The following is a 21300-nucleotide window of genomic DNA, read 5'->3' on the forward strand; positions in this document are numbered from 1 at the left end:
ACAAGGACCTTTCTGAAACCCGCCAACCAAGAAAACCAGTTCCTTGGAGCGAACTCCGGGGCCGCCAGCGGCGCGCCGCCCTCGTTGTTGAGGCGTATATAGTCGCCACCCCTCCAAACTGTCAACGACCTTTTCCAACTTTTGCGAATTTTTTAAGACACAAAACCAAACACTCAACCACAACCCACAAAGACCCTGCGGAAGGGCGGCGGGAACTGCCCAACTTCTTCAGCAAAGTCCGGCAAGTCATTCAATCCAAACGCGAAGTCGCCAAAAGTCATGTATCCAACCACGGGAAACAACGGGCTGCCGTCGGGAATCGCGCGCTTGCAACAATGATTCAGCACCGATTCACGCCGAACCAAAGCCGCCTGGCGTCGGCGTCACCACAATAACCGCCTCGCCTGCCTGCAGCACCGTCTGGTCGCAGGCCCTGAGCACGTCGACGGTGCCGTCATTGCGGCGGACCTTGGTCGCGCCCTTCTGACCCTCGCCGCCGCCATCAAGTCCAAGCGGCGGACGGGCGCGATGCGACGACAGGATCGAGCACTCCATCTTTTCAAGGAAACGGATCGTGCGCCTAGTGCCATCGCCACCGGGCCAGCGGCCCTTGCCGCCCGAACCCTCGCGAATATGAAAGTCCTCGAGCAGGACGGGAAAGCGCAGTTCGAGGATCTCCGGATCGGTCAGGCGCGAATTGGTCATATGAGTATGCACCCCCGACGTGCCGGCAAAGCCGCTGCCATCGTTCATGCGGCCGGCTGATGAACCCGAGCAGATCGTCTCGTAATATTGGTAGGTGGCGTTGCCGAAAGTCAGGTTGTTCATCGTGCCTTGCGCATTGGCGAGCGCCCCCATGGCACCGAAGATGGCGTTGGTGACGTGCTGCGAGGTCTCGACATTGCCGGCGACAACGGCCGCCGGATAGGATGGCTTCAGCATCGATCCCTCAGGGATGATGATGTTGATCGGCCGGAGGCAGCCGGCATTCATCGGGATGTTGTCTTCGACCATGACACGGAAGGCATAGAGCACGGCGGCGCGGGCGACGGGTTCGGGTGCATTGAAGTTGTTCTTCATCACAGGCGAGGTACCGGTGAAATCGACAGTCGCCTCGCGCCTGTCGCGGTCGACTGATATCCTGACCTTGATCACCTGGCCGGTATCGGTCGGATATTCATATTCGGAATGGTCGGGCAGGCGTTCAAGCACGCTGCGCACGCTTTCGGCGGCATTGTCCTGGACATGGCCCATATAGGCCTCGACGACCTCGAGCCCGAAATGGCCGATCATCTTTTTGAGTTCCGCCACACCCTTTTCGTTGGCGGCGATCTGCGCCTTGAGGTCAGCGATGTTCTGCTGCGGGTTGCGTGCCGGGTATGGGTGATCGGTGAGCAGCTGGAGCAACTCGTTTTCGCGGAAGGTGCCGCGCGCGACGAGGCGGAAATTGTCGAACAATACGCCTTCCTCGTCGACGGTCGTCGCCAGCGGTGTCATCGAGCCGGGCGCGGTGCCGCCGACATCGGCATGATGGCCGCGCGCGGCGACCCAGAAGAGGATGTCTTTTCCCGCCTCATCGAAGACCGGTGTCACGACGGTGATGTCGGGCAGATGGGTGCCGCCATTATAAGGAGCGTTGAGCGCAAAGACATCGCCGGGGTGGATGTCGCCTTGGTTGAGCCGAATGATGGTCTCGACCGATCGGTCCATCGAGCCAAGATGCACCGGCATGTGAGGCGCATTGGCGACGAGCGCGCCGGTGTGATCGAAGACGGCGCAGGAGAAATCGAGCCGCTCCTTTATGTTGACCGAATAGGCGGTGTTCTGCAGCGTCACGCCCATCTGCTCGGCGATCGACATGAACAGATTGTTGAACACCTCAAGCATGACCGGGTCGGCGGCGGTGCCGATGGCGGCGCGGCGCAGCTTTTTCTCGGTACGCCGCATCAGCACGTGGTCGCGGGCGGTGATCTCGGCCAGCCAGCCCGGCTCGACCACGATGGTCTGGTGGCTCTCTATGATAAGAGCGGGACCCGACACCTTGTGGCCCGGCTTCATGACGGCGCGGCGGAAGATGCCGGCATCGTGCCAGACGCCCTCGGCGAAGATCTGTCTCACCTCCGAAGAAATGGCCGGCTTTTGCTCTAGCCCGGCCTCGTGTTCCGAAAGCCCGCGGGCGCTGCCATCGCGGCCTTCGAGCGCCACCGCCTCGACCACGATGGGCTTGTCTTTATATGCAAAGCCGAATTGTGCCTTGTGCGCGGCCTCGAAGGCAGCTTTGGCGTCGACGATAGAACCATTCTCGAAGCCAACAGGCAAAGTCGTATCGGTGCCGTCGTAGCGGATGTGCAGGATCGGCCGGACAACGACATCGGCCTCATCGATGGCCTGGCTGGCGAGTTCGGCCATGACCTGGGCGCGCAGTTCCCCGATCAAAGCCTCGATCTGATCGAGCGAGCCATCTTCCAGCGGCTTGAGCAGCGCCTGCTGGCGCGAGGCGAAGACCGACGCCAGCCCAATGCCATAGGCCGACAGCAGGCCGGAGAAGGGATGGATCAGCACCGCCTCCATGCCCAGCGCATCGGCGACCAGGCAAGCGTGCTGACCGCCGGCGCCGCCGAAGCAGTTGAGCAGGTATTCAGTGACGTCGTAGCCGCGCTGGACCGAGATCTTCTTGATGGCGTTGGCCATGTTTTCGACGGCGATGGTGACGAAGCCCTCGGCAACCGCTTCGGGCGTCCGGCCGTCGCCAATCTCGCGGGCAAGGACGGCAAATCTTTCGCGCACAACGACGGCATCGAGCGGCTGGTCCTGGCCAGGGCCGAAAATGGCAGGGAAGAAATCCGGCTGCAGCTTGCCCAACATGACATTGGCATCGGTGACGGCGAGCGGGCCGCCACGGCGGTAGCAAGCGGGACCGGGATTGGCGCCGGCGGAATCGGGCCCGGCGCGGAATCGCCCGGCCTCGAAATGCAGCACCGAGCCGCCACCGGCGGCGACGGTGTGGATGCGCATCATCGGCGCACGGACGCGAACGCCCGCGACCTCGGTGTCGAAGCTGCGCTCGTATTCGCCGTCATAATGAGTGACGTCGGTCGAGGTGCCGCCCATGTCGAAGCCGATGACCTTGTCGAATCCGGCGAGCTTTGCCGTCTCGACCATGCCAACGACGCCGCCGGCAGGACCTGACAATAGCGCGTCCTTGCCCTGGAACAGGTCAGCGGCGGTGAGGCCTCCGGAGGACATCATGAACATCAGACGGGGGCCATCCGGCTGGCTGATCTCCCCCCCTGTGGGCGAGATGCCCGGCAGGGCAGAGAGAGGCAACGTGGTGGGATGACCTTCGGGACTGGTCGACTGCAAGGGTTGCGGGACAGCGCCCCCCTCTGTCGGCTCCGCCGACATCTCCCCCACGAAGGGGGAGATTGGCGTTGCGCCCAGTTGCCCCGCCACCTGCTGCACATATCGCGACAGGATCGGCGAGAGATAGGCGTCGACGACAGTGGTATCGCCGCGCCCGACGAGCTTGATCAGCGGCGAGACCTCGTGGCTGACGGAGACCTGGCTGAATCCGCATTTGCGGCAGACGGCGGCGACGGCGCGTTCGTGCTCGGGGAATTTCCAGGCGTGCATGAAGACGACAGCCACCGCTTCGATGCCGTCGGCCCGGGCCTGCAGCAGCTGCGGCTTGATCTCCGCTATGTCGAGCAGGCGCTCGACGGTACCGTCGACCCGAACCCGCTCGTCGACCTCGACGACACGCGCGTATAGCTGCTCGGGCAGGATGATTTCCTTGGCGAAGATGTCGGGCCGCGCCTGATAGGCGATACGCAACGCATCGCGAAAGCCCTTTGTGATGAGAAGAAGAACGCGGTCGCCCTTGCGCTCCAGAAGCGCATTGGTGGCAACCGTCGTGCCCATCCTGATGTCACCGATGCTGCCGGCAGGGATGGCAGCGCCCGGCGCGAGGCAGAGCAGGTCGCGGATGCCCTGGATGGCGGCGTCGCGATAGGCCTCGGGATTTTCCGACAAAAGCTTGCGCGGATGGAGATTGCCCCTGGGGTCACGACCGATGACGTCGGTGAAGGTGCCGCCGCGGTCGACCCAGAAATCCCACTTGCCCGACATGACGCTCTCCTGATCGAAGTCGCGGCGCGTCGAGAAACATTGCCGCTTGTCTGGGAGGAAGCGGCAGGCCAGCTGCCCCGTCAAGAGCAGAAAGCCCGCGCCATCTGACGCCGATGGGATTAGTTGTCCTGATCGTAGAGAACCACCATCAGCGCACGGGCGGTTTCGTTGCCGCTATTGCTGACTTCGTGGGCGACGTCGGCGCGGTAGCGCGCGGTCTCGCCTGTCTTCAGCGCCTGGCGCCCCAGTTCGGTTTCCACCAGAAGGCCGTCAGTATGGACGGTCAGGTGCTCGAAGGTCCCGGGCGCATGCGGCGCGCTCTGCAGCTTGCAGCCGGGCGCGATCTCGACCTCGTACCATTCGATACGGCCAGCGAGCGCGGGCGAGCTCAGGATGCGCAGCCGCCATGCGCCGTCGGGGCTCTTGATTTCAGGCGTCAGCGCCAGCGTCACCAGTTCGATGGCTTCGGTTTTACGCTGGTGGGTGATGCCGCCGGCGATGAGCTGGGAAAAATCGATGCCGAGCGCCTGGGTCAGCGACCACAGAACCGCGAATGTCGGGTTGGCCTCGCCGCGCTCGATCTGCGACAGCATCGAGCGCGAAACGCCCGAGATCGCCGCTAGCCGGTCAAGCGTCAGATGGCGCTCCTTGCGTTCCTTCTGGATTACCGGGCCGATCTTCGGCGCGTCGTTCAATTCCATGTTGCCTCCCCCAAAAGCGGCACACTGATAGCACTGGCTTGGCCGTCCTGCGAGGCATTTGCGTCTGGACTGCTGGCCCAACGGGATTCCACTAGACTTGCCATCATATCCATTATATCGGAATTTCCATCTTAACGGATGGAGAGACCGATGAACCAGGATTTCCTTTCCCACATCTCAAATGTTCTCCAGGGCATCGAGGCCGACGGTCTCTATAAGCGCGAGCGCGAAATCAACGGCCCGCAGTCGGGCCGCATCAAGGTGAAGGGTCCAGCCGGCGAACGCCAGATGGTCAATCTCTGCGCCAACAACTATCTCGGCCTCGCCGACAATGCCGACATCCGCAAGGCGGCGGCGGCGGCGCTCGACGAGTTCGGCTTCGGCATGGCATCGGTGCGCTTCATTTGCGGCACCCAGACCCTGCACCGCGAGCTGGAACATGCCGTTGCCGATTATCTCGGCAAGGAGGATGCCATCCTGTTTGCCGCCTGCTTCGACGCCAATGGCGCGCTGTTCGAGCCGCTGCTTGGTGTCGAGGACGCCATCATCTCCGACAGCCTCAACCACGCCTCGATCATCGATGGCGTGCGGCTCTCCAAGGCCAAGCGCTTCCGCTATGCCCAAGGCGATATGAACGACCTCGAAGCGCAGCTCAAACAGGCCGCTGCAGACGGCGCCCGTTTCAAGCTTGTCGTCACCGACGGCGTGTTCTCGATGGACGGGCACATCGCCAAGCTCAAGGAGATCTGCGATCTCGCCGAGCGCTACGGCGCGATCGTCGCCGTCGACGATTGCCATGCCACAGGCCATATCGGTGAACAGGGCCGTGGCACGCCCGCTCTGACGGGCGCTGGGGACCGCGTCGACATCATCACCGGCACGCTGGGCAAGACGCTGGGCGGCGCCATGGGCGGCTTCATCGCCGCGTCGCAGCCTGTAATCGATCTGCTGCGCCAGCGGGCCCGCCCATATCTGTTCTCCAACTCCCTGGCGCCCGCCGTTGCCGCCGGCTCGCTAAAGGCAATCGAGATTGCCCGTGCCGCCGACGATTTGCGCGCCAAGCTCGGCCGCCACACCACGCGTTTCCGCGACGGCCTGACCCAGGCCGGCTTCACCCTGCTGCCGGGCGAAACGCCGATCATCCCTGTCATGCTTGGTGACGCTGTCTTGGCGCAGCGAATGGCCAAGGCGCTCGACGAGCGCGGCGTCTATGTCGCCGGCTTCTTCTATCCCGTCGTCCCGCAGGGCAAGGCGCGCATCCGCACCCAGATGTCGGCCGCACTCGACGACGCCGACATTACCTTTGCCATCGACGCCTTTGCCGACGCCGGCAAGTCGCTCGGCATCATTTGATATTCAGGAGTTTTCCCATGCGCGCACTGGTCAAGGCCAAGGCTGAACCCGGCATCTGGATGGAAGACCGGCCCGTACCTGAGGTCGGCCCCGACGACGTGCTGATCAAGGTCAAGAAGACCGGCATCTGCGGCACCGACATCCACATCTACAAATGGGACGAGTGGGCGGCCAAGACCGTGCCGGTGTCGATGATCACCGGCCATGAGTATGCCGGCGAGATCGTCGAGCTCGGCTCGCATGTGCGCGGCTTCAAGGTTGGCCAGCGCGTTTCGGGCGAAGGCCATGTCATCGGCATGCGCAGCCGCGCCAGCCGTGCCGGCCGTTACCACCTCGATCCGGAGACTCAAGGCATCGGCGTCAACCTGCCCGGCGCCTTTGCCGAGTATGTCCGCATCCCCGCCTTCAACGTGGTGCCGCTGCCCGATTCGATCGACGACGAGCTTGGCGCGATCCTCGATCCGCTCGGCAATGCGGTGCACACGGCATTGTCCTTCGACGTCGCCGGCGAGGACGTACTAATCACCGGTGCCGGCCCGATCGGCATCATGGGTGCGGCGGTGGCGCGGCATTGCGGCGCGCGCCATGTCGTCATCACCGACGTCAACCCGAAACGCCTCGAACTCGCCACCCAGGTTGCCGACGTAACCCCGGTCAATGTGGCGCAGGAAGAGCTGCGCGACGCCATGGGCCGGCTCGGCATGCGCGAAGGCTTCGACGTCGGCTTCGAGATGAGCGGCTCGCCCGCCGCCTTCGAGCAGTTGCTCGACCACACGCTGATGGGCGGCCGCATCGCGCTGCTCGGCGTGCCGGCCAAGCCCTTTCCCATCGACCTCGCCAAGGTCGTGTTCAAGATGATCACGCTCAAGGGCATCTACGGCCGCGAAATGTTCGAGACCTGGCACAAGATGCTGGCGATGCTGGAAAGCGGCCTCGACATCCGCAAGGTCATCACCAGCCGCATGAAGGCCGACGACTACCAGACAGCCTTCCACAACGCCGCCAACGGCGAGGCCGGCAAGATCGTGCTCGAGTGGTAGGCTTTTGCGACCACGGTTGATCAAGAGGCCGCACTCACAGCGCGGCCTTATTGTTAGGTTCCTGGCTTTCACAAAGGCCCCCCTCTCCGCCTCGCTTCGCTCGGCACCTCTCCCCAAAAGGGGCGAGGAACCCAAGCCGGATGAGCGCCGCCATAGCGGCAGCGGATTTCCTCGCCCCTTTGGGGAGAGGTGGCCCGAAGGGCCGGAGAGGGGAAGTTGGTGCGGATGCCGACGGCAAACAAAAACCCGCGGAAGTATCCTTCCGCGGGCTCGTTGTTAGCGACCGATCGCCGGCTTACGCCGCCTTCGTCAGCGGCAGGCCGAGCTCTGCGCAGATGCCCCTGACATGGGCGGCACTCGTCTTGATGTAGTCGACCGTCTCGGCATAGTGGTAGTTCTTCACCGCCCAGGCAGCGAAACTGTCGCGGTCCATGACCTCGCCGCTGGCAATGCGGGCGGCGTAGTCCTGCACGATCTTCATGTAGTCGGCATATTCCTCGACGCTGAGGTCGGGGTGGCCTTCGAGCCATTTCGGATCGGCGATCTCGATGATCATCTTGGGCGGATTGCGCGGCCGGTCGGAGAAGGATTCGTAGTTCTCGATCGACAGGTTGAGATCGGGGTTGGCCTTGGCCAGGATCGGCATGATGGCACGGAAATCGACGACGCCGCCGCCGCAGGGCCGCATCTGGAAATCGAGCACCTCGCCGTCATAGGCAATCAGCGCGTCCTTGATGTGGGATTGGCGCACATAGGGCGCGACGCGCCTGGCAGCCCAGACCGGGTGCTCGGCGCGCTGCAACACGTTTGCCGTGTCAAATACGATGCCGGTCGTGTCGGGCCCGACCTCCTCGACCAGCCGCACCAGTTCGAAGGAGGTGATCTCTTCGTGCGTCTCGAGATTCAGGTGGATGCCGAGGTCGCGGGCGATCGGCGCGAGCTTCTTGAGAAAACGCGCGGTCGCGTCGAGTTGCTCTTGCCAGGTCACGTCGGTGCGGAAGCGGTCATAGGCGAAGCGGCCGGTATAGGCCGGCTTGTAGTTGGCGGTAGCCACCCACAGCTCACGGCAGTCGATGGCGGCACAGGCCTCCATCATGCGGCGGAAGCCGAGCACGATGTCGCCATCACCGATTAGCCTGAGTTCCGGCGCCTCGGGCGTCGCATACGGATTGACCTTGCCGAGACCAGTTTCGAGATACATGCCGAGCTCGTCGGCGCGCTGCTTGATCTCACTGAGATAGCCAGCGTCGAGTGTCGGGCTCATGTCGAGCACGGTGCGGAAGAACAGGCCCTCCATGCCCAGTTCCCTGGCATGATCGAAGCTGGCCACAGGTCCGCGCTTGGCGGCTTCGGGAATCTTGCGGCCATCGACACCGATACGCATCGGCAGTCTCCTTAGTCTTTTGTCAGTTTGCGGTTTCGAGGCGGCGCGCCGCACGGCGGGCGCGGCCGACGACAGGATCAGGCACCGGCACCGCCGCCAAGAGCGACTGGGTGTAGGGCATCTGCGGGTTGTCGAAGATCTGCTCGCGCGTGCCCTGCTCGACCACCTTGCCCTTGTGGAGCACGACGATCCTTTCGCAGAGGTGGCGGACGACGGCGAGGTCATGCGCCACGAAGACGATGGCAAGGTTGAGCTTCCTCTGCATGTCCTGCAGCAGGTTGATGACCTGGGCCTGGACCGAGACGTCGAGGGCTGCCACCGGCTCGTCGCAGACAAGGATGCGCGGGCGGATGACAAGCGCACGGGCAATGGCAATGCGCTGGCGCTGGCCGCCGGAGAAGGAACGCGTGTAGCGGTCCATGTCATTGGGGTTGAGGCCGACCATCTCCATCATCTCGGCGACACGCGCGCGTCGCGCCGCTGCGGTCGGTTCGAGCTTGTGGATCAAAAGCCCCTCGCCGATCAGTTCCTCCACCGTCATGCGTGGGTTGAGGCTGCCATAAGGATCCTGAAACACCATCTGCACTTCGCGGCGGAAACGCCTCAGATCTTCGCCTTTGGCGTGGATGACGTCGATGCCGTCATAGGTGATGGCACCCGCTTCCGGCCTGATCAGCGCCAGCATACATTTGGCGATCGTCGACTTGCCGGAGCCGGATTCGCCGACAAGGCCAATGGCTTCGCCGGTGTCGACCTTGAGCGTGACGTCGTGCAGCACCTTGGCCGGCGGGTTGGGGAAGGCGTTGTATGACTTAGCGATGCTGTCGATGGACATGAGCATGGTCAAGCGCCCTTTCGGTCATGCGGGTGGCGGTCATGCTGTTGGCCGTCATGCAGGTGGCAGGCGACGCGCGACAGACCGACCTGCAACAGCGCCGGCAGGTCCTTGTCGCAGCGCTCGAAGCGCTGGTCGCAGCGCGGATGGAACGGGCAACCGTTCGGCCGCGCCAAGGGCGGCGGCGGCGCGCCCGGGATGGCGTAAAGCGTATTGAGATCCTGGTCGATGCGCGGTACCGCCTTGATCAGCCCTTGCGTGTAGGGATGGCTCGGCTTGGCAAAGACGCTCGCAACCTCGCCGTCCTCGACGATGCGGCCCGAATACATGACCATGACGCGCTCGGCGAAGCCGGCGACGACGCCGAGGTCGTGGGTGATGAACAGCACCGCCAACCCGCGCCGCGCCGAGACATCGTCGAGCAGGTCGAGCACCTGGTCCTGAACGCGCACGTCGAGCGCGGTCGTCGGCTCGTCGGCGATCAGCAGGCGCGGCTCGCCGACCAGCGCCATGGCGAGCACGACACGCTGGCGCATGCCGCCGGAGAATTCATGCGGATAGGCATCGAGGCGTTCGGCGGCACGGTCGACGCCGAGTTCGTCGAGCACGGCCAGCGCCCGCTTGCGTGCCTCGGCCTTGCCGACGCCGCGGATGCGCAGCGTCTCGGCGACCTGGTCGCCGATGGTCATCAGCGGGTCGAGGAAACTCATCGGGTCCTGGAAGACCATGGCGATGGAGCTGCCGCGCAGCCTGCCCATGTCGCGGTCGGACAGCTTGAGCAGGTCGGTGCCGTCGAAGTCGACCCGGCCGGAGAGCCTGGCAAGGCGGTCGAGCCGCATCAACGCACGCGCCGTCAGCGACTTGCCCGAGCCGGACTCGCCGACAAGTGCGACGCGCTCGCCGACGCCGATGCTGAAGTCGACGCCGTCGACGATGCGCACACTCGATCCGCTGCGGCCGAGCGGCATGTCGACGGTGAGCTTGTCGACGGTGACGAGCGGCTGCCGAAGCGGGGTGACTGCGGATTGGTCTGGCATTGGGTGCACGGTCCTCATCTCAGTTGCCCCTCAAGGACGGGTCGCGGCGGACCTGGATGATGTCGCCGAGCAGGCCGAAGGCGATCGAGGTGATGGCAACGGCGGCACCTGGGGCGACGACGGTCCACCAGGCGGTCGAGACATAGCCACGGGCGGCAGCGATGGTGGCGCCCCACTCGGCACTCGGCGGCTGGGCGCCGACGCCGATGAAGGACAGGCTGGCCAGCACCAGAACGGTGGTGCCGATGTCGCCGGCCCACTTGACGATCAAGACGTCGAGCGAATTGGGCAGCACATGCTTGGTCATCAGCCGCCACTTCGACACACCGAGCACCTGGGCACCGGCGACGAAGGGCTGTTCCATCGTCTGGCGCATGATCCCGCGCAGCATGCGGGCGGTGATCGGCCAGCCGGTGATGGCCATGGCGATGATCGCCGAGCGCAGGCTGGCGCCCATGGCGGCAGCGAAGCCAAGCGCCACGATCATGCCGGGCAGTGCCAGGCCGATGTCGGTGATGCGCATCAGCCCTTCGTCGAGCCAGCGCGGACCGGCAGCGGCCACGGTGGCAAGCGTGACACCGATCAGCGAATAGAGCGTCACCACCAGGAAGGCTGAGAGCAGCGTCGTCTGGGCGCCGACGATGAGGCGCCAAAACACGTCGCGGCCCTGGTCGTCGGTGCCGAACCAGTTGGCGGCACTCGGCGGCATCAGCGAGTTGGCTATGTCGGAGTTGTAGATGCTGTCGGGCGCGAGGAACGGTCCGCAAACGGCGATCGCCAAAAGGGCGATGACAAGGGAGAAGACAAAGATCTCAAAGGCGCTGAAGCCTTCCTTGCGGCGGGAAGTCGCCGGCTGGGCGATGGCGGTCATTGGCCTTGGCTCCCCAGTTGTGCGGCGCGGATGCGCGGGTCGACCAGAAGCTGGAGGATGTCGACGATCAAGTTGACGAGGCAGACGACGGTGCCGATGAACATCACCGAGCCCAGCACCGCGAAGGCGTCCTTTTGGGCAACGGCGTTGAACATGTAGGCGCCGATGCCCTGGCGGGCGAAGACGGTTTCGACCAGCACGGCCGAGCCGATCATGGCGCCGGCCTGGGCGCCCGAAAGGGTCAGCACCGGGTTGAGGCTGTTCGGCAAAGCATGACGCACCAGCATGTGGCGGGCGGTCGCGCCCTTGGCGCGCACGGCCATGATGAAGTCCGAGCGCAGCACGCCAAGCAAGGCGGCCCGCAGCGTGCGGAAGATCTGGGTGGCAAACAGTGCCGCCAGCACCGCCGCCGGCAGGATGATGTGGTGCAGCGTGTCGAAGAAGCCTGCAAAATTGCCAGCTATCAGCGCATCCAGCGTCGGCGCGCCAGTGACGACGGGCGAGTTCATGCCATAGCCCTGCTGGCCCGAGATAGGCACCACTCGCCAGACGCTGCCGAGCACATATTGCAGCACCAGCGCCAGCCAGAAGGCAGGCATGCCGCCGAGCATGACGGCCGTGATGCGGCTGGTCGTATCGAAGACGCCACCCTGGCGATAGGCGGCAACGATGCCGGCAGGAATGGCGACCGCAAGGTTGAGCAGCATGGCGATGAAGACGAGTTCCAGCGTGCTGGGCAGGACCTTTTCGAGGTCGGCCAAAACAGGTTGAAGGGTGACGATCGAGGTGCCCAGGTCGCCGCGTAGGAGGCGACCCAGGAAGCTGAGATACTGCATGATGACAGGGGCATCGAGCCCCAGCCTTTCACGCACCGCCTCGATCTGGGCGGCGGAGGCGTCCGCGCCGGCGGCCATCTGGGCTTCGTCGCCGGGCATGAGCTTGATCATCAGGAAGACCAGCGAGGCCAGTCCCCAAAGGGTCAACAGGGTCAGACCCAGGCGGCGGCCCAGGAACCAGGAATAGGCGCGAAACGCGAGCATCTGAGACCTCGCTTACGGCTTGGCGAGCCGGAAGTCCGCCGGTTCGGCGGGTGTCGCGAGCATGCTGGCCTTGAGGTCTGCAAGCGTGCCGACACGGTAGGCGGCTGGCTTGTAGACACCATACATGTCGACCATCACGGAGTCATTGTCGAGGATGGTCTGGACCTGCTTGTAGAGGTCGCAACGCTTGGCGTCGTCGGCGGTGGCGAGTGCCTCGTCGAGCAGCTTGTCGACCTCCGGATTGGCATAACCGGTACGGTTGGTGCCGATCGCGTCCGACTTGTAACCCTTGACCAGCATGATGCCGGCATCGGGGAACTGGGCGAAGTCCTCAAGCAACATCATCTGCGGGATCGAATTCGGATCCTTCAGGCTGGCGAGGTAGTTCGGGAAGGCGATCGGCTCGAGCTCGAGCTCGACGCCAATCTCGCGCAGGTTGGACTGGAACAGCGTCGCTTCCTGCTTCTGCAGCTCGAACACCGGCTGGAAGTTCATCTTGAGCTTCAGGTTGGCGGCGCCGGCTTCGGCGAGCATCGCCTTGGCAGCATCGAGATCGCGCTTCACCTCGGGCAACTCAGGACGGCAGTCGAGGCGGGCCGGCAGCGGGCCGTTGGCCACCTTGCCGTTGCCGCCGCGGATGCCGCGCAGACCACCGGCATAGTCGTAGACCATGCGCAGCGCCTTGCGCACCTTGGGGTCGGCGGTCGGGCCAACCTTGGTGTTGAACAGCACCTCCGTCTGGTAGCTGGTGTTGATCGGCACCACCTTCAGCGCGGGATCGGTGGCCATGGCGGCGGCGTCGCGGTCGGCGAAGCCGAAAGCAACGTCGATGTTGCCGGCACGCAGTTCATCGCGGCGCGTCGAGCTTTCATCGATGCGGCGGAAGACGATCGCTTCGGGACGGCCGGCCTCGGCGGCCCAGTAGCCTGGAAACAGATCGATCACCACGGCCTGCGACTGGTCGCCCAGCACATAGGCGCCGGACCCGGCGTCATGGCCCTGCAGCCAGCCCTGGCCGTCATCGGCGCCCTTGTTGGCTTCGACCAGCGCCGAATTGAGGATGTAAACCTTGCTCAGCGACGGCAGGAACAGCGTGTTCGGCTTGGACAGGTTGATGGTAAGGTGCGTGTCGTCGGTGACCGTCGTCGAGTCATAGCCATCGATCAGCGATGCGACGCCGGTGCCAATCCGCTTCAGGCGATCGAGCGTGTAGGCGACGTCCTTGGCGGTCAGCGCCGTGCCATCGTGGAACTTCACGTCGGGACGCAAGGTGAAGGTGATCGACTTGGCGTCGGCGCCATAGGCGTATTCGGCGGCAATCGAGCCGACCAGCTTGATATCGTCATAGGTCACCAGCGTGTCGTAGACGGCGCTGATGATGGTGTTGGTCTGGTTGTAGTCGGCGCGCAGCGGGTCGAGCGTGTTGATCTGGCCGCCGAGGCCAACGATGATCGTGTGCTCGCGGTCCGCCGCCAGGGCCGCCGAGCCGCCCAGGCCAACCGAGATCGCCAGCGCGGCGCCACCAACGGTCGCAAGAAACTGTCGCCGACTATGTGACAGAGACGAAAAGGCCGAGAAAAAAGCACGCATGATTGTCGCTCCCATATGCTGAATTGACTCTGCCTTTTCGCAAAGGCGCTCCCATCACTTTTGTATCCGATTTTTCTCCCAGTGGATACATAAATGTTACGTAACGAGCGGCCACGTCAAGCGACAACGGACATCCCGACAAAGACACGCAAAAACAATGTGTTAATACCGCCGGCAAGCGAAGATGGCCATTCATCCGATGAAAACGATGATACGGATGGCAACCACGAAAGCGGATACGACGCAGCGCTGAACTTACAATTTCCGTTGCGACAGTTGGCAAGTTAGAAGGCAATCTGCCCACCTCTTGGGCAGAATTGCATCCGACTTATGGATACAAACTTTACACCGCATATGATACAATGATACCAAGGATGGGCTGCAGGCGGGTCGCCTCTTCGATGAAAGCCTACGTCCTCAAGCCCCAAGCTACCGTCCAGTTGCGCGAGGGGCAGAAGCAAAGTCCGTCATTCCCAGAGGAATTCGATGCGCCGCCTGCCTCGCCTGCTCGTCATCAACCCCAACACTTCGACCGGCGTCAGCCAGGTCATCGACGCACTCGTGCGCGAGGAGGTAGTGGGCGCCGCACAGGTGCAGACCGTCACGGCGAGCTTCGGCTTCAGCTACATCTCGACCCGCGTCGCGGTGTCGATCGCCGCGCATGCGGTGCTCGAGGCTGCAGCCAAGGCGATTGCCGAAGGGGCCAGGCCCGACGCGATCGTGCTTGCCTGCTTTGGTGACCCCGGCCGCGAGGCGCTGGCCGAGATGACCGGGCTGCCCGTTATCGGCTTTGCCGAAGCCGGACTGCTGACCGCCGCCGCACTGCCGGGAACCTCGCTCGTTTCGACCAACGGCACGGTCTGGTGCGAGATGCTCAATGAACTGGTACTGAAGCTCGGCCTTGGTGACAAGATCGCCGGCATCCGCTCCATCGAAGCGGTCGCCGACGATGCACGATCCATCGCCAGCTTCCTGGTGAAGGAGGCCAAGGCACTCAGGGCTGAGCGTATCGTCCTGGGTGGAGCCGGACTGATCCCTGTTTTGCCCGAGGTCATCGCGACCGCGGACGTTCAAATTCTCGACCCCCACCGCATCGCCATCGGCAAGGCGCTGCGGCTGGCAGCAAATCGGCGGCCAGCGGCCCCGATTGTGCCCGCAGCCGCGACGGAAACCTTCGGCCTGTCGCCCTTCCTGGCGCAGGCGTTGGGTGAACCGGCGCCTGAGCTCCAGCGCTGCGACGGCGGGCGCTGATCGGCTAAAACCGGCTCATTTTCAAATCGTATTCAAAAGACCTTACGATTGCGCGCAATAGTTTTCGCTATTGTATTAGAAAACATGTGCTAGAGTGGCCGCAATGCAAACAAGGCGCCTGCGCCGGCTTGCAGCGGAGGAAATCGGCGGCTATGGCACGCCGGCTGCATCGTACGATACCGGCTAATATAAAACGAACAACGAAGCAAGGCTTGCATTCCACTTGTCTTCCGCCGTGCGCCGATGCATCTGAGACGTAGCATTGTTACGCGCTGCCTGTACAACACTGGCTGGTGAGGGAATGGCGAAAGCTGCGAATACTGATCTCGACGAGAAAGCCGGTTCGAAGATCGATGCGATCTACCAGGCTCTGTTCAGGGCCATTCTGGCGCGCGAACTGACGCCTGGCACAAAACTCAGCGAAGAGTCGATCGGCGCGCTGTTTTCTGTCAGCCGCACCATCGTGCGCGCCGCGCTCAACCGCCTGCACACCGAATCACTCGTCGAGTTCCGGCAGAATCGCGGCGCCTTCGTCGCCAGCACGACGCCCGAAGAGGCGCGCCAGGTGTTCGAGGCGCGCAACGCCATCGAACGCGAGATCTTTTCCAAGCTGGCGTCCGTTGTCACCGACAAGCAGATCGGGATGCTGGAACAGCACCTCGAAAAGGAACACAGCATCCGTCACGCTGGCGACCATACGGCGGCGATCGTGGCCTCGGGCGAATTCCACCTGCTCGCGGCCCAGATGGCCGGCAACGAGGTACTCGCCGGCTTCCTCAAATCGCTGATCTCGCGGACGTCACTGATCCTCGCCCAGCACAGCACGCACCAGGAAACCGACTGCAGCGTCGACGAACATGCGGCGATCCTGCAGGCACTGCGGGCGCGAGACCCCAAGGCCAGCGCCGATGCGATCATCGAGCACCTGCAGCAGGTGTTCGAGCAGGCAAATATCGGCCAGACCAAGCGGACCAAGCGCAATCTCAGCGAGATTCTTTCCCGCTACGCCTGAAGCGAGGGCGGGACGTCGGTGCGTTCTTCGACGGGCTCCTCAGGATGAGGACCGTGGGTACGGCGCGCCCCACTGCCCCAATCTAGAAACTGCCCGGGCCAGGAAATAGCGCGGGGTGGACGGTTTCGGTGAGGCACAACGGCCCTCATCCTGAGGTACCTGCCCATCGAACGAGCCTCGAAGGAGGCTCTCGCTATCGGCGCTAACCTACGCCGCAAACCGGGCCTCGACCTGGATCTCCGCCAGCCGCTCGACCTCGCCATAGGTAACCGCCAGTTCGGTGTCGCGGTCGGTCTTGAGCCGCGCGCCCAGCGACGCCAGCAGCGAGGCGGTGGTGTAGTTTCGCACGACAAAGATGGCACCGAAGCCGAATTTCTCGACATAGGCGCCAAGCAATTCCAGCAACCGCTGCTGCTGTTCGGCGGTCATGGCGTCGAGGCCGTCAGCGTCCTTTTCATCGGCGACGATCCTTGCCGCCTTGATGCGCGGATCAAGCGGCGTGTAGCCCTTCAGCACCTCGAACTTCTCGACCTCGCTCGCGGCGCGGAACTGGGTGCGCAGTGCAAAGAACAGGCCATAGGGGCTGTCGTTGACCTGGGCCAGCTCGCCGTCGAAGGCGCGTTCGGCCAAAAGCGTGCCATTGCGGAAGCACTGGCCGAAGGTCTCGACAAAGCCTGCCTTGTCCATCCTCGACGGCACCAGCTTCGGCTTCACGTAGGGATGTTCCTTGACCCAGTGGCGGGCAATGTCAATGCGCCGCGCGATCCAGACCTTGTCGTGGCTTTGCACATATTCGATGAAGCGCTTGAGCGCTGCGATCCGCCCGGCGCGACCGACGAGGCGGCAATGCAGGCCGATCGAAAACATCTTTGGCCGTCCGGCGGCACCTTCGGCATGGAGATAGTCGAAGGTGTCCTTGAGATAGGCGAAGAACTGGTCGCCCGAATTGAAGCCATTGGGCGTGCCGAAGCGCATGTCGTTGGCTTCGAGCGTGTAGGGGATAATCAGTTGCTCCTTGCCCTGGTGCTCGCGCCAGTAAGGCAGGTCGTCGTCATAGGTGTCGGAGACATAATCGAAGCCGCCCTCCTCAGAGACCAGATCGACGGTGTTGACCGAGCAGCGGCCGGTGTACCAGCCGGTCGGGCGCTGGCCAGTGGCCAGCGTGTGGAGGCGGATCGCATCCTGAATCTGCGCGCACTCCTCCTCGGTCGGCATGTCCTTGTACTCGACCCATTTGTAGCCGTGGCTGGCGATCTCCCAATCGGCCTGTTGCATGGCGCGCAGTTGCTCGGGCGCGCGCATCAAGGCGGTGGCGACACCATAGACAGTGACCGGGACATCGAGGTCGGTGAACAGCCGGTGCAGCCGCCAGAAGCCGGCGCGGGCGCCGTATTCGTAGACCGACTCCATGTTCCAGTGGCGCTGCCCTGGCCATTGTGAAGCACCTGGGATTTCCGACAGGAACGCCTCGCTGGCGGCATCGCCGTGCAGGATGTTGTTTTCGCCGCCCTCTTCGTAGTTGAGCACGAACTGCACGGCGACATTGGCGCCGCCCGGCCAGTTGGCGTGGGGCGGGTTCTCGCCGTAGCCACGCATGTCGCGGGGGTATCGCATGAAGGTCTCCTTGGGTGCGCGGTCGCTTCCCGCGCGAATGACTGTGTGTTGACGTTCGACGCCGGCAAAATCCCGACGCTTCAAATGCGGCTCAGTGTAAAAATCGTATCCAATAATCCGGTGAGAAGGCTATGGCAGGCATCTACGCAATGCCTGTGTCAGACGCGCGACAGGCGCGGCCTGATCCCACGGCATCTCGCGCGTTCCAAACTTCGCCGCCATGGCGAGGACAGCAGCGAACTCCTCGACCGCGACAGGTGGCTGGCGCTTGAGCCAATTAGGGTCGAACACCGGCATGGCGAACTGGCCGGCATGCATCTCGATCCAGATTTTTGCGTCAGGCACCAGCAGCCTGATCGCTTCCCAGTCGACAAAACCTTCGCCGAGCGGCGCAAGGAAGCGGCGGACGCCATTTTCCTGGAAACGCATGACGGCATCGTCGACATAGAGCTGGGTGGCGTAAGGCGCGACGCGCCGAGCCGCCGCAACCGGATCCTCCAGGCGGCAGAGCACGTTGACCGGGTCGAAGGCAACGCCCAACACATCAGACCCGACCCGCTCGACAAGGGCGACGATCTCCGATGTCGCGATCTCCTCATGGGTCTTGAGCAGCAGCTTCGAGCCGTACCGGCGCAAGGCGGTAGCGCAGCGCGAGAGCAATTCGGCCACCCCATCGAGTTGGGCCTGCCAGCTCACATCGACCTCGAAACGGTCCTCGATCATGCCGATGATGAAGAACATGTCGTGGATGCCGATGCCGGCGGCTAGCTCGATGAGCCTTTCGATACCGGCCTGCATGTCGCCACCGCCGGCATCGACGATCGGCTGGCAACGTGCCGGCAGTGCTGGATTGACGATGCCGAGCATCGACGAAATGTCGAGGCCAAGCCGATCCGCTTCGGCGCGGGCAGCCGTCAGCTCCGCCGGATCGAGAGTCGAGCTGATGTCGAAGAGCGAGTTGAACAGCAGGCCCTGCAGCCTCAGTTTCACCGTAGCCTGCAGCGCTTCGGCTGTGGTGAGGCTGCGGCCGTCCGGCAATGAACTCTTGATGATGCCGATCATACTGACGCCTCGCCGGAGAGAATGTTGCGCAGCCAGCGGGCGCGTCGGATAGCGACCACCCCTGCGGGCTCGGTACTCGGATACTATCCTGTATCAAAAAATGCTTGTCAATGGATACAATCACTGTCATCAGCATCCTACGAACTGCCGCGACTGGCGCGTATCGAAGGAGCCTCCCATGACCAAGACCTATGAAAGCGTCGCCGGCCTTTCAGTCCACCCTGTGTTGCGTGCCTTCGTCGAGCAGGAAGTGCTGCCCAATGCGCGGCTTGAGCCGACGGCGTTCTGGAGCGGGCTTTCGGAGATCATCCGCGACCTCGCGCCCCGGCATCACGAGTTGCTAGCCATACGCAGCGACCTGCAGGCCAGGATCGACAGCTGGCATCTGGAGCACAAGGGCAAGCCGCATGACGCCGCCGCCTACGAGCAGTTCCTGCGCGACATCGGCTATCTGGTGCCAGCACCGGCTGCCGACGCCTACCAGGTGGCGACCAAGAACGTCGATGCCGAGATCGGCACCATCGCAGGCCCGCAGTTGGTCGTGCCGCTGTCCAATGCCCGTTATGCGCTGAATGCCGCCAACGCACGCTGGGGCTCGCTCTATGATGCGTTCTACGCCACCGACGCCATTGCCGAGACCGATGGTGCTGAGAAGGGCAAGGTGTTCAACCCAGTCCGCGCCAAGCTGGTCATCGCCCGCGTGCGCGATTTCCTAGACCAGGCCGTGCCGCTGGCCAAGGGCAGCCATGCCGATGCTGTCGGCTACATCGTCGAGCGCGGCAGGCTGCAGGTCATGCTTGCCGACGGCAGCAAGTGCGGGCTCAAGTCAGCTGCCAAGTTCGCCGGCTTCACCGGACCGCGCCACGAGCCGAAGAGCGTACTTCTGGTCAACAACGGCCTGCATATCGAGCTGGTGTTTGATCGCGAACTTCATGTCGGCGCGCTCGACGCCGCCGGCATCGCCGACGTCGTCATCGAGGCGGCGATCTCGATCATCATGGATCTCGAGGATGCGGTGTCGGCAGTCGACGCCGAAGACAAGGTCGTCGTCTACCGCAACTGGCAGCGCCTGATGGACGGCAGCCTGAGCTCGGAATTCACCAAAAACGGCAAGACCGTCACCCGTAAGCTGGTCGAGGACCGCGCCTTCACAGCGCCCGGCGGCGGCACGCTTGTGCTGCATGGCCGCTCGACCATGCTGGTGCGCAATGTCGGCCACCACATGTTCACCGACGCAGTGCTCGACGAAGCCGGCAAGCCGGTGCCCGAGGCGATCCTCGACGCAGCGATCACCGTTGCCAGTGCTTCCCAGGACATCCGTGGCGAAAACGCCGTGCGCAACAGCCGCACCGGCTCGATCTATGTCGTGAAGCCCAAGATGCACGGCCCCGACGAAGTCGGCCTGTCGGACCTTTTGTTCAAGCGCATCGAGGAGCTTGTCGGCCTGCCCAAATACACCATGAAGATCGGCCTCATGGACGAGGAGCGCCGTACATCGGCCAATCTCGCTGCCTGCATGTCCAAGGTGCGCGACCGCACCGTGTTCATCAACACCGGCTTCCTCGACCGCACCGGTGACGAGATCCACACCTCGATGGAAGCCGGGCCGATGCTGCGCAAGGCCGAGATGGCCGATGCCACCTTCCTCAAGGCCTATGAAGCAAACAATGTCGATGTCGGCATTGCCCGCAACCTTCCCGGCCGCGCCCAGATCGGCAAGGGCATGTGGGCAGCACCTGACCAGATGGCCGCACTGCTCGACAAGAAGATTGCCCATCCGCTCGCCGGCGCCAGCACGGCCTGGGTGCCGACACCGACGGCTGCGGTGCTGCATGCGATGCACTATCACCTTGTCGACGTGGCGGCCGTGCAGGACGACCTGCGCGGCAGGGAGCATGCCGCGCTGTCAGACCTTTTGACCATTCCGCTGGCAACCCGCAGCTACAGCACAGACGAGATCAAGGCCGAGCTCGAAAACAACCTCCAGGGCCTGCTCGGCTATGTCGTGCGCTGGGTCGGACAGGGGATTGGGGTGTCGACGGTGCCCGACCTCGACGATACCAGGCTGATGGAAGACCGCGCGACCCTGCGCATCTCCTCCCAGCATGTTGCCAACTGGCTGCGCCACGGCATTGTCGGCGAGACCGAGGTGCGCGAGACGATGCGGCGCATGGCGGCTGTCGTCGACCGGCAGAACACCGGGACCGAAGGCTACACACCGCTGGCGCCCGGCTTCGACGGCCCGGCCTTCAAGGCGGCCGAGGACCTGGTGTTTACAGGCAGGTCGCAGCCAAATGGCTATACCGAGCAAGTGCTGCATATCAGGCGTCGCCAGGCCAAAGCGATTTCGGCGTAAGGCAGGGCGAAAACCGGATAGGCAAG

16 protein-coding genes are annotated in these 21300 nt (G+C 63.6%); 6 read left to right on the plus strand and 10 right to left on the minus strand.

The window, feature by feature from the left end; all coding sequences use genetic code 11:
* Positions 1 to 395: hypothetical protein (locus IHE39_RS30410; RefSeq protein ID WP_210327521.1), on the plus strand; the 395-nt coding region annotated here is incomplete at its 5' end.
* On the opposite strand, the gene IHE39_RS07635 is transcribed toward IHE39_RS30410, so the two are convergent.
* Positions 352 to 4128, minus strand: a complete 3777-nt coding sequence (locus tag IHE39_RS07635; RefSeq protein ID WP_192566083.1) for a hydantoinase B/oxoprolinase family protein — start codon at positions 4126 to 4128, stop codon at positions 352 to 354. The two genes, IHE39_RS30410 and IHE39_RS07635, sit on opposite strands and share 44 nt — an antisense overlap.
* Before the next feature lie 119 nt (positions 4129 to 4247).
* Entirely contained in the window at positions 4248 to 4829 is a 582-nt protein-coding gene (locus IHE39_RS07640; protein WP_184768572.1) for a helix-turn-helix domain-containing protein, read from the minus strand.
* A 150-nt stretch (positions 4830 to 4979) separates the two neighbouring features.
* On the opposite strand from IHE39_RS07640, the gene IHE39_RS07645 reads away from it, so the two are divergent.
* On the plus strand, positions 4980 to 6182 hold the full coding sequence (locus tag IHE39_RS07645) for a glycine C-acetyltransferase (RefSeq protein ID WP_192566084.1): 1203 nt from the start codon (positions 4980 to 4982) through the stop codon (positions 6180 to 6182).
* A gap of 17 nt (positions 6183 to 6199) precedes the next feature.
* Positions 6200 to 7222: an L-threonine 3-dehydrogenase gene (tdh, locus tag IHE39_RS07650; protein WP_192566085.1), complete on the plus strand. Its 1023-nt coding sequence runs from the start codon at positions 6200 to 6202 to the stop codon at positions 7220 to 7222.
* Between the two features lie 295 nt (positions 7223 to 7517).
* Here the strand turns inward: tdh and IHE39_RS07655 are convergent, their stop codons facing one another.
* From IHE39_RS07655 to IHE39_RS07680, 6 genes are read right to left on the minus strand one after another with little or no spacing between them, the layout of a single operon-like run.
* Positions 7518 to 8606, minus strand: a complete 1089-nt coding sequence (locus IHE39_RS07655; protein WP_192566086.1) for a sugar phosphate isomerase/epimerase family protein — start codon at positions 8604 to 8606, stop codon at positions 7518 to 7520.
* A 22-nt stretch (positions 8607 to 8628) separates the two neighbouring features.
* A complete protein-coding gene (locus IHE39_RS07660) occupies positions 8629 to 9447 on the minus strand; it encodes an ATP-binding cassette domain-containing protein (RefSeq protein ID WP_184768568.1) in 819 nt (272 codons plus the stop codon).
* A gap of 2 nt (positions 9448 to 9449) precedes the next feature.
* Positions 9450 to 10478 (minus strand): ABC transporter ATP-binding protein, encoded by a 1029-nt coding sequence (locus IHE39_RS07665; protein ID WP_192566087.1) that lies wholly within the window; start codon positions 10476 to 10478, stop codon positions 9450 to 9452.
* A 19-nt stretch (positions 10479 to 10497) separates the two neighbouring features.
* Positions 10498 to 11349, minus strand: a complete 852-nt coding sequence (locus IHE39_RS07670; protein WP_184768566.1) for an ABC transporter permease — start codon at positions 11347 to 11349, stop codon at positions 10498 to 10500.
* The gene (locus IHE39_RS07675; RefSeq protein ID WP_184768565.1) at positions 11346 to 12389 is read right to left on the minus strand and encodes an ABC transporter permease; all 1044 of its coding nucleotides are present in this window, start codon (positions 12387 to 12389) and stop codon (positions 11346 to 11348) included. Before IHE39_RS07675 ends, IHE39_RS07670 begins: the two co-directional genes overlap by 4 nt.
* Positions 12390 to 12401: 12 nt before the next feature.
* A complete protein-coding gene (locus IHE39_RS07680) occupies positions 12402 to 13979 on the minus strand; it encodes an ABC transporter substrate-binding protein (RefSeq protein ID WP_184768564.1) in 1578 nt (525 codons plus the stop codon).
* A gap of 486 nt (positions 13980 to 14465) precedes the next feature.
* Between IHE39_RS07680 and IHE39_RS07685 the strand changes: the two genes are divergently transcribed.
* Entirely contained in the window at positions 14466 to 15230 is a 765-nt protein-coding gene (locus IHE39_RS07685) for an aspartate/glutamate racemase family protein (protein ID WP_184768563.1), read from the plus strand.
* 301 nt (positions 15231 to 15531) lie between these two features.
* Positions 15532 to 16242, plus strand: a complete 711-nt coding sequence (locus IHE39_RS07690; protein ID WP_184768562.1) for a GntR family transcriptional regulator — start codon at positions 15532 to 15534, stop codon at positions 16240 to 16242.
* Positions 16243 to 16449: 207 nt separating this feature from the next.
* Here the strand turns inward: IHE39_RS07690 and puuE are convergent, their stop codons facing one another.
* Both puuE and IHE39_RS07700 read right to left on the minus strand, forming a co-directional pair.
* On the minus strand, positions 16450 to 17856 hold the full coding sequence (gene puuE, locus IHE39_RS07695) for an allantoinase PuuE (protein ID WP_192566088.1): 1407 nt from the start codon (positions 17854 to 17856) through the stop codon (positions 16450 to 16452).
* Between the two features lie 129 nt (positions 17857 to 17985).
* On the minus strand, positions 17986 to 18918 hold the full coding sequence (locus IHE39_RS07700) for a sugar phosphate isomerase/epimerase family protein (RefSeq protein WP_192566089.1): 933 nt from the start codon (positions 18916 to 18918) through the stop codon (positions 17986 to 17988).
* A 178-nt stretch (positions 18919 to 19096) separates the two neighbouring features.
* Between IHE39_RS07700 and IHE39_RS07705 the strand changes: the two genes are divergently transcribed.
* The gene (locus IHE39_RS07705) at positions 19097 to 21274 is read left to right on the plus strand and encodes a malate synthase G (protein ID WP_192566090.1); all 2178 of its coding nucleotides are present in this window, start codon (positions 19097 to 19099) and stop codon (positions 21272 to 21274) included.
* Positions 21275 to 21300: the final 26 nt, after the last annotated feature.

The organism is Aminobacter carboxidus, from assembly GCF_014863355.1.
In the GTDB taxonomy this organism is placed as follows: Bacteria; Pseudomonadota; Alphaproteobacteria; order Rhizobiales; family Rhizobiaceae; genus Aminobacter; species Aminobacter carboxidus.

Excerpts from the sequence above, each read along its gene's own strand:
- IHE39_RS07635 (WP_192566083.1), bottom strand. The coding sequence starts at position 4,128 with ATGTCGGGCAAGTGGGATTTCTGGGTCGACCGCGGCGGCACCTTCACC.
- IHE39_RS07705 (WP_192566090.1), top strand. The coding sequence starts at position 19,097 with ATGACCAAGACCTATGAAAGCGTCGCCGGCCTTTCAGTCCACCCTGTG.
- tdh (WP_192566085.1), top strand. The coding sequence starts at position 6,200 with ATGCGCGCACTGGTCAAGGCCAAGGCTGAACCCGGCATCTGGATGGAA.
- IHE39_RS07645 (WP_192566084.1), top strand. The coding sequence starts at position 4,980 with ATGAACCAGGATTTCCTTTCCCACATCTCAAATGTTCTCCAGGGCATC.
- IHE39_RS07675 (WP_184768565.1), bottom strand. The coding sequence starts at position 12,389 with ATGCTCGCGTTTCGCGCCTATTCCTGGTTCCTGGGCCGCCGCCTGGGT.
- IHE39_RS07680 (WP_184768564.1), bottom strand. The coding sequence starts at position 13,979 with ATGCGTGCTTTTTTCTCGGCCTTTTCGTCTCTGTCACATAGTCGGCGA.
- IHE39_RS07660 (WP_184768568.1), bottom strand. The coding sequence starts at position 9,447 with ATGCTCATGTCCATCGACAGCATCGCTAAGTCATACAACGCCTTCCCC.
- IHE39_RS07700 (WP_192566089.1), bottom strand. The coding sequence starts at position 18,918 with ATGATCGGCATCATCAAGAGTTCATTGCCGGACGGCCGCAGCCTCACC.
- IHE39_RS07640 (WP_184768572.1), bottom strand. The coding sequence starts at position 4,829 with ATGGAATTGAACGACGCGCCGAAGATCGGCCCGGTAATCCAGAAGGAA.
- puuE (WP_192566088.1), bottom strand. The coding sequence starts at position 17,856 with ATGCGATACCCCCGCGACATGCGTGGCTACGGCGAGAACCCGCCCCAC.
- IHE39_RS07655 (WP_192566086.1), bottom strand. The coding sequence starts at position 8,606 with ATGCGTATCGGTGTCGATGGCCGCAAGATTCCCGAAGCCGCCAAGCGC.
- IHE39_RS07690 (WP_184768562.1), top strand. The coding sequence starts at position 15,532 with ATGGCGAAAGCTGCGAATACTGATCTCGACGAGAAAGCCGGTTCGAAG.
- IHE39_RS07685 (WP_184768563.1), top strand. The coding sequence starts at position 14,466 with ATGCGCCGCCTGCCTCGCCTGCTCGTCATCAACCCCAACACTTCGACC.
- IHE39_RS07670 (WP_184768566.1), bottom strand. The coding sequence starts at position 11,349 with ATGACCGCCATCGCCCAGCCGGCGACTTCCCGCCGCAAGGAAGGCTTC.
- IHE39_RS07665 (WP_192566087.1), bottom strand. The coding sequence starts at position 10,478 with ATGCCAGACCAATCCGCAGTCACCCCGCTTCGGCAGCCGCTCGTCACC.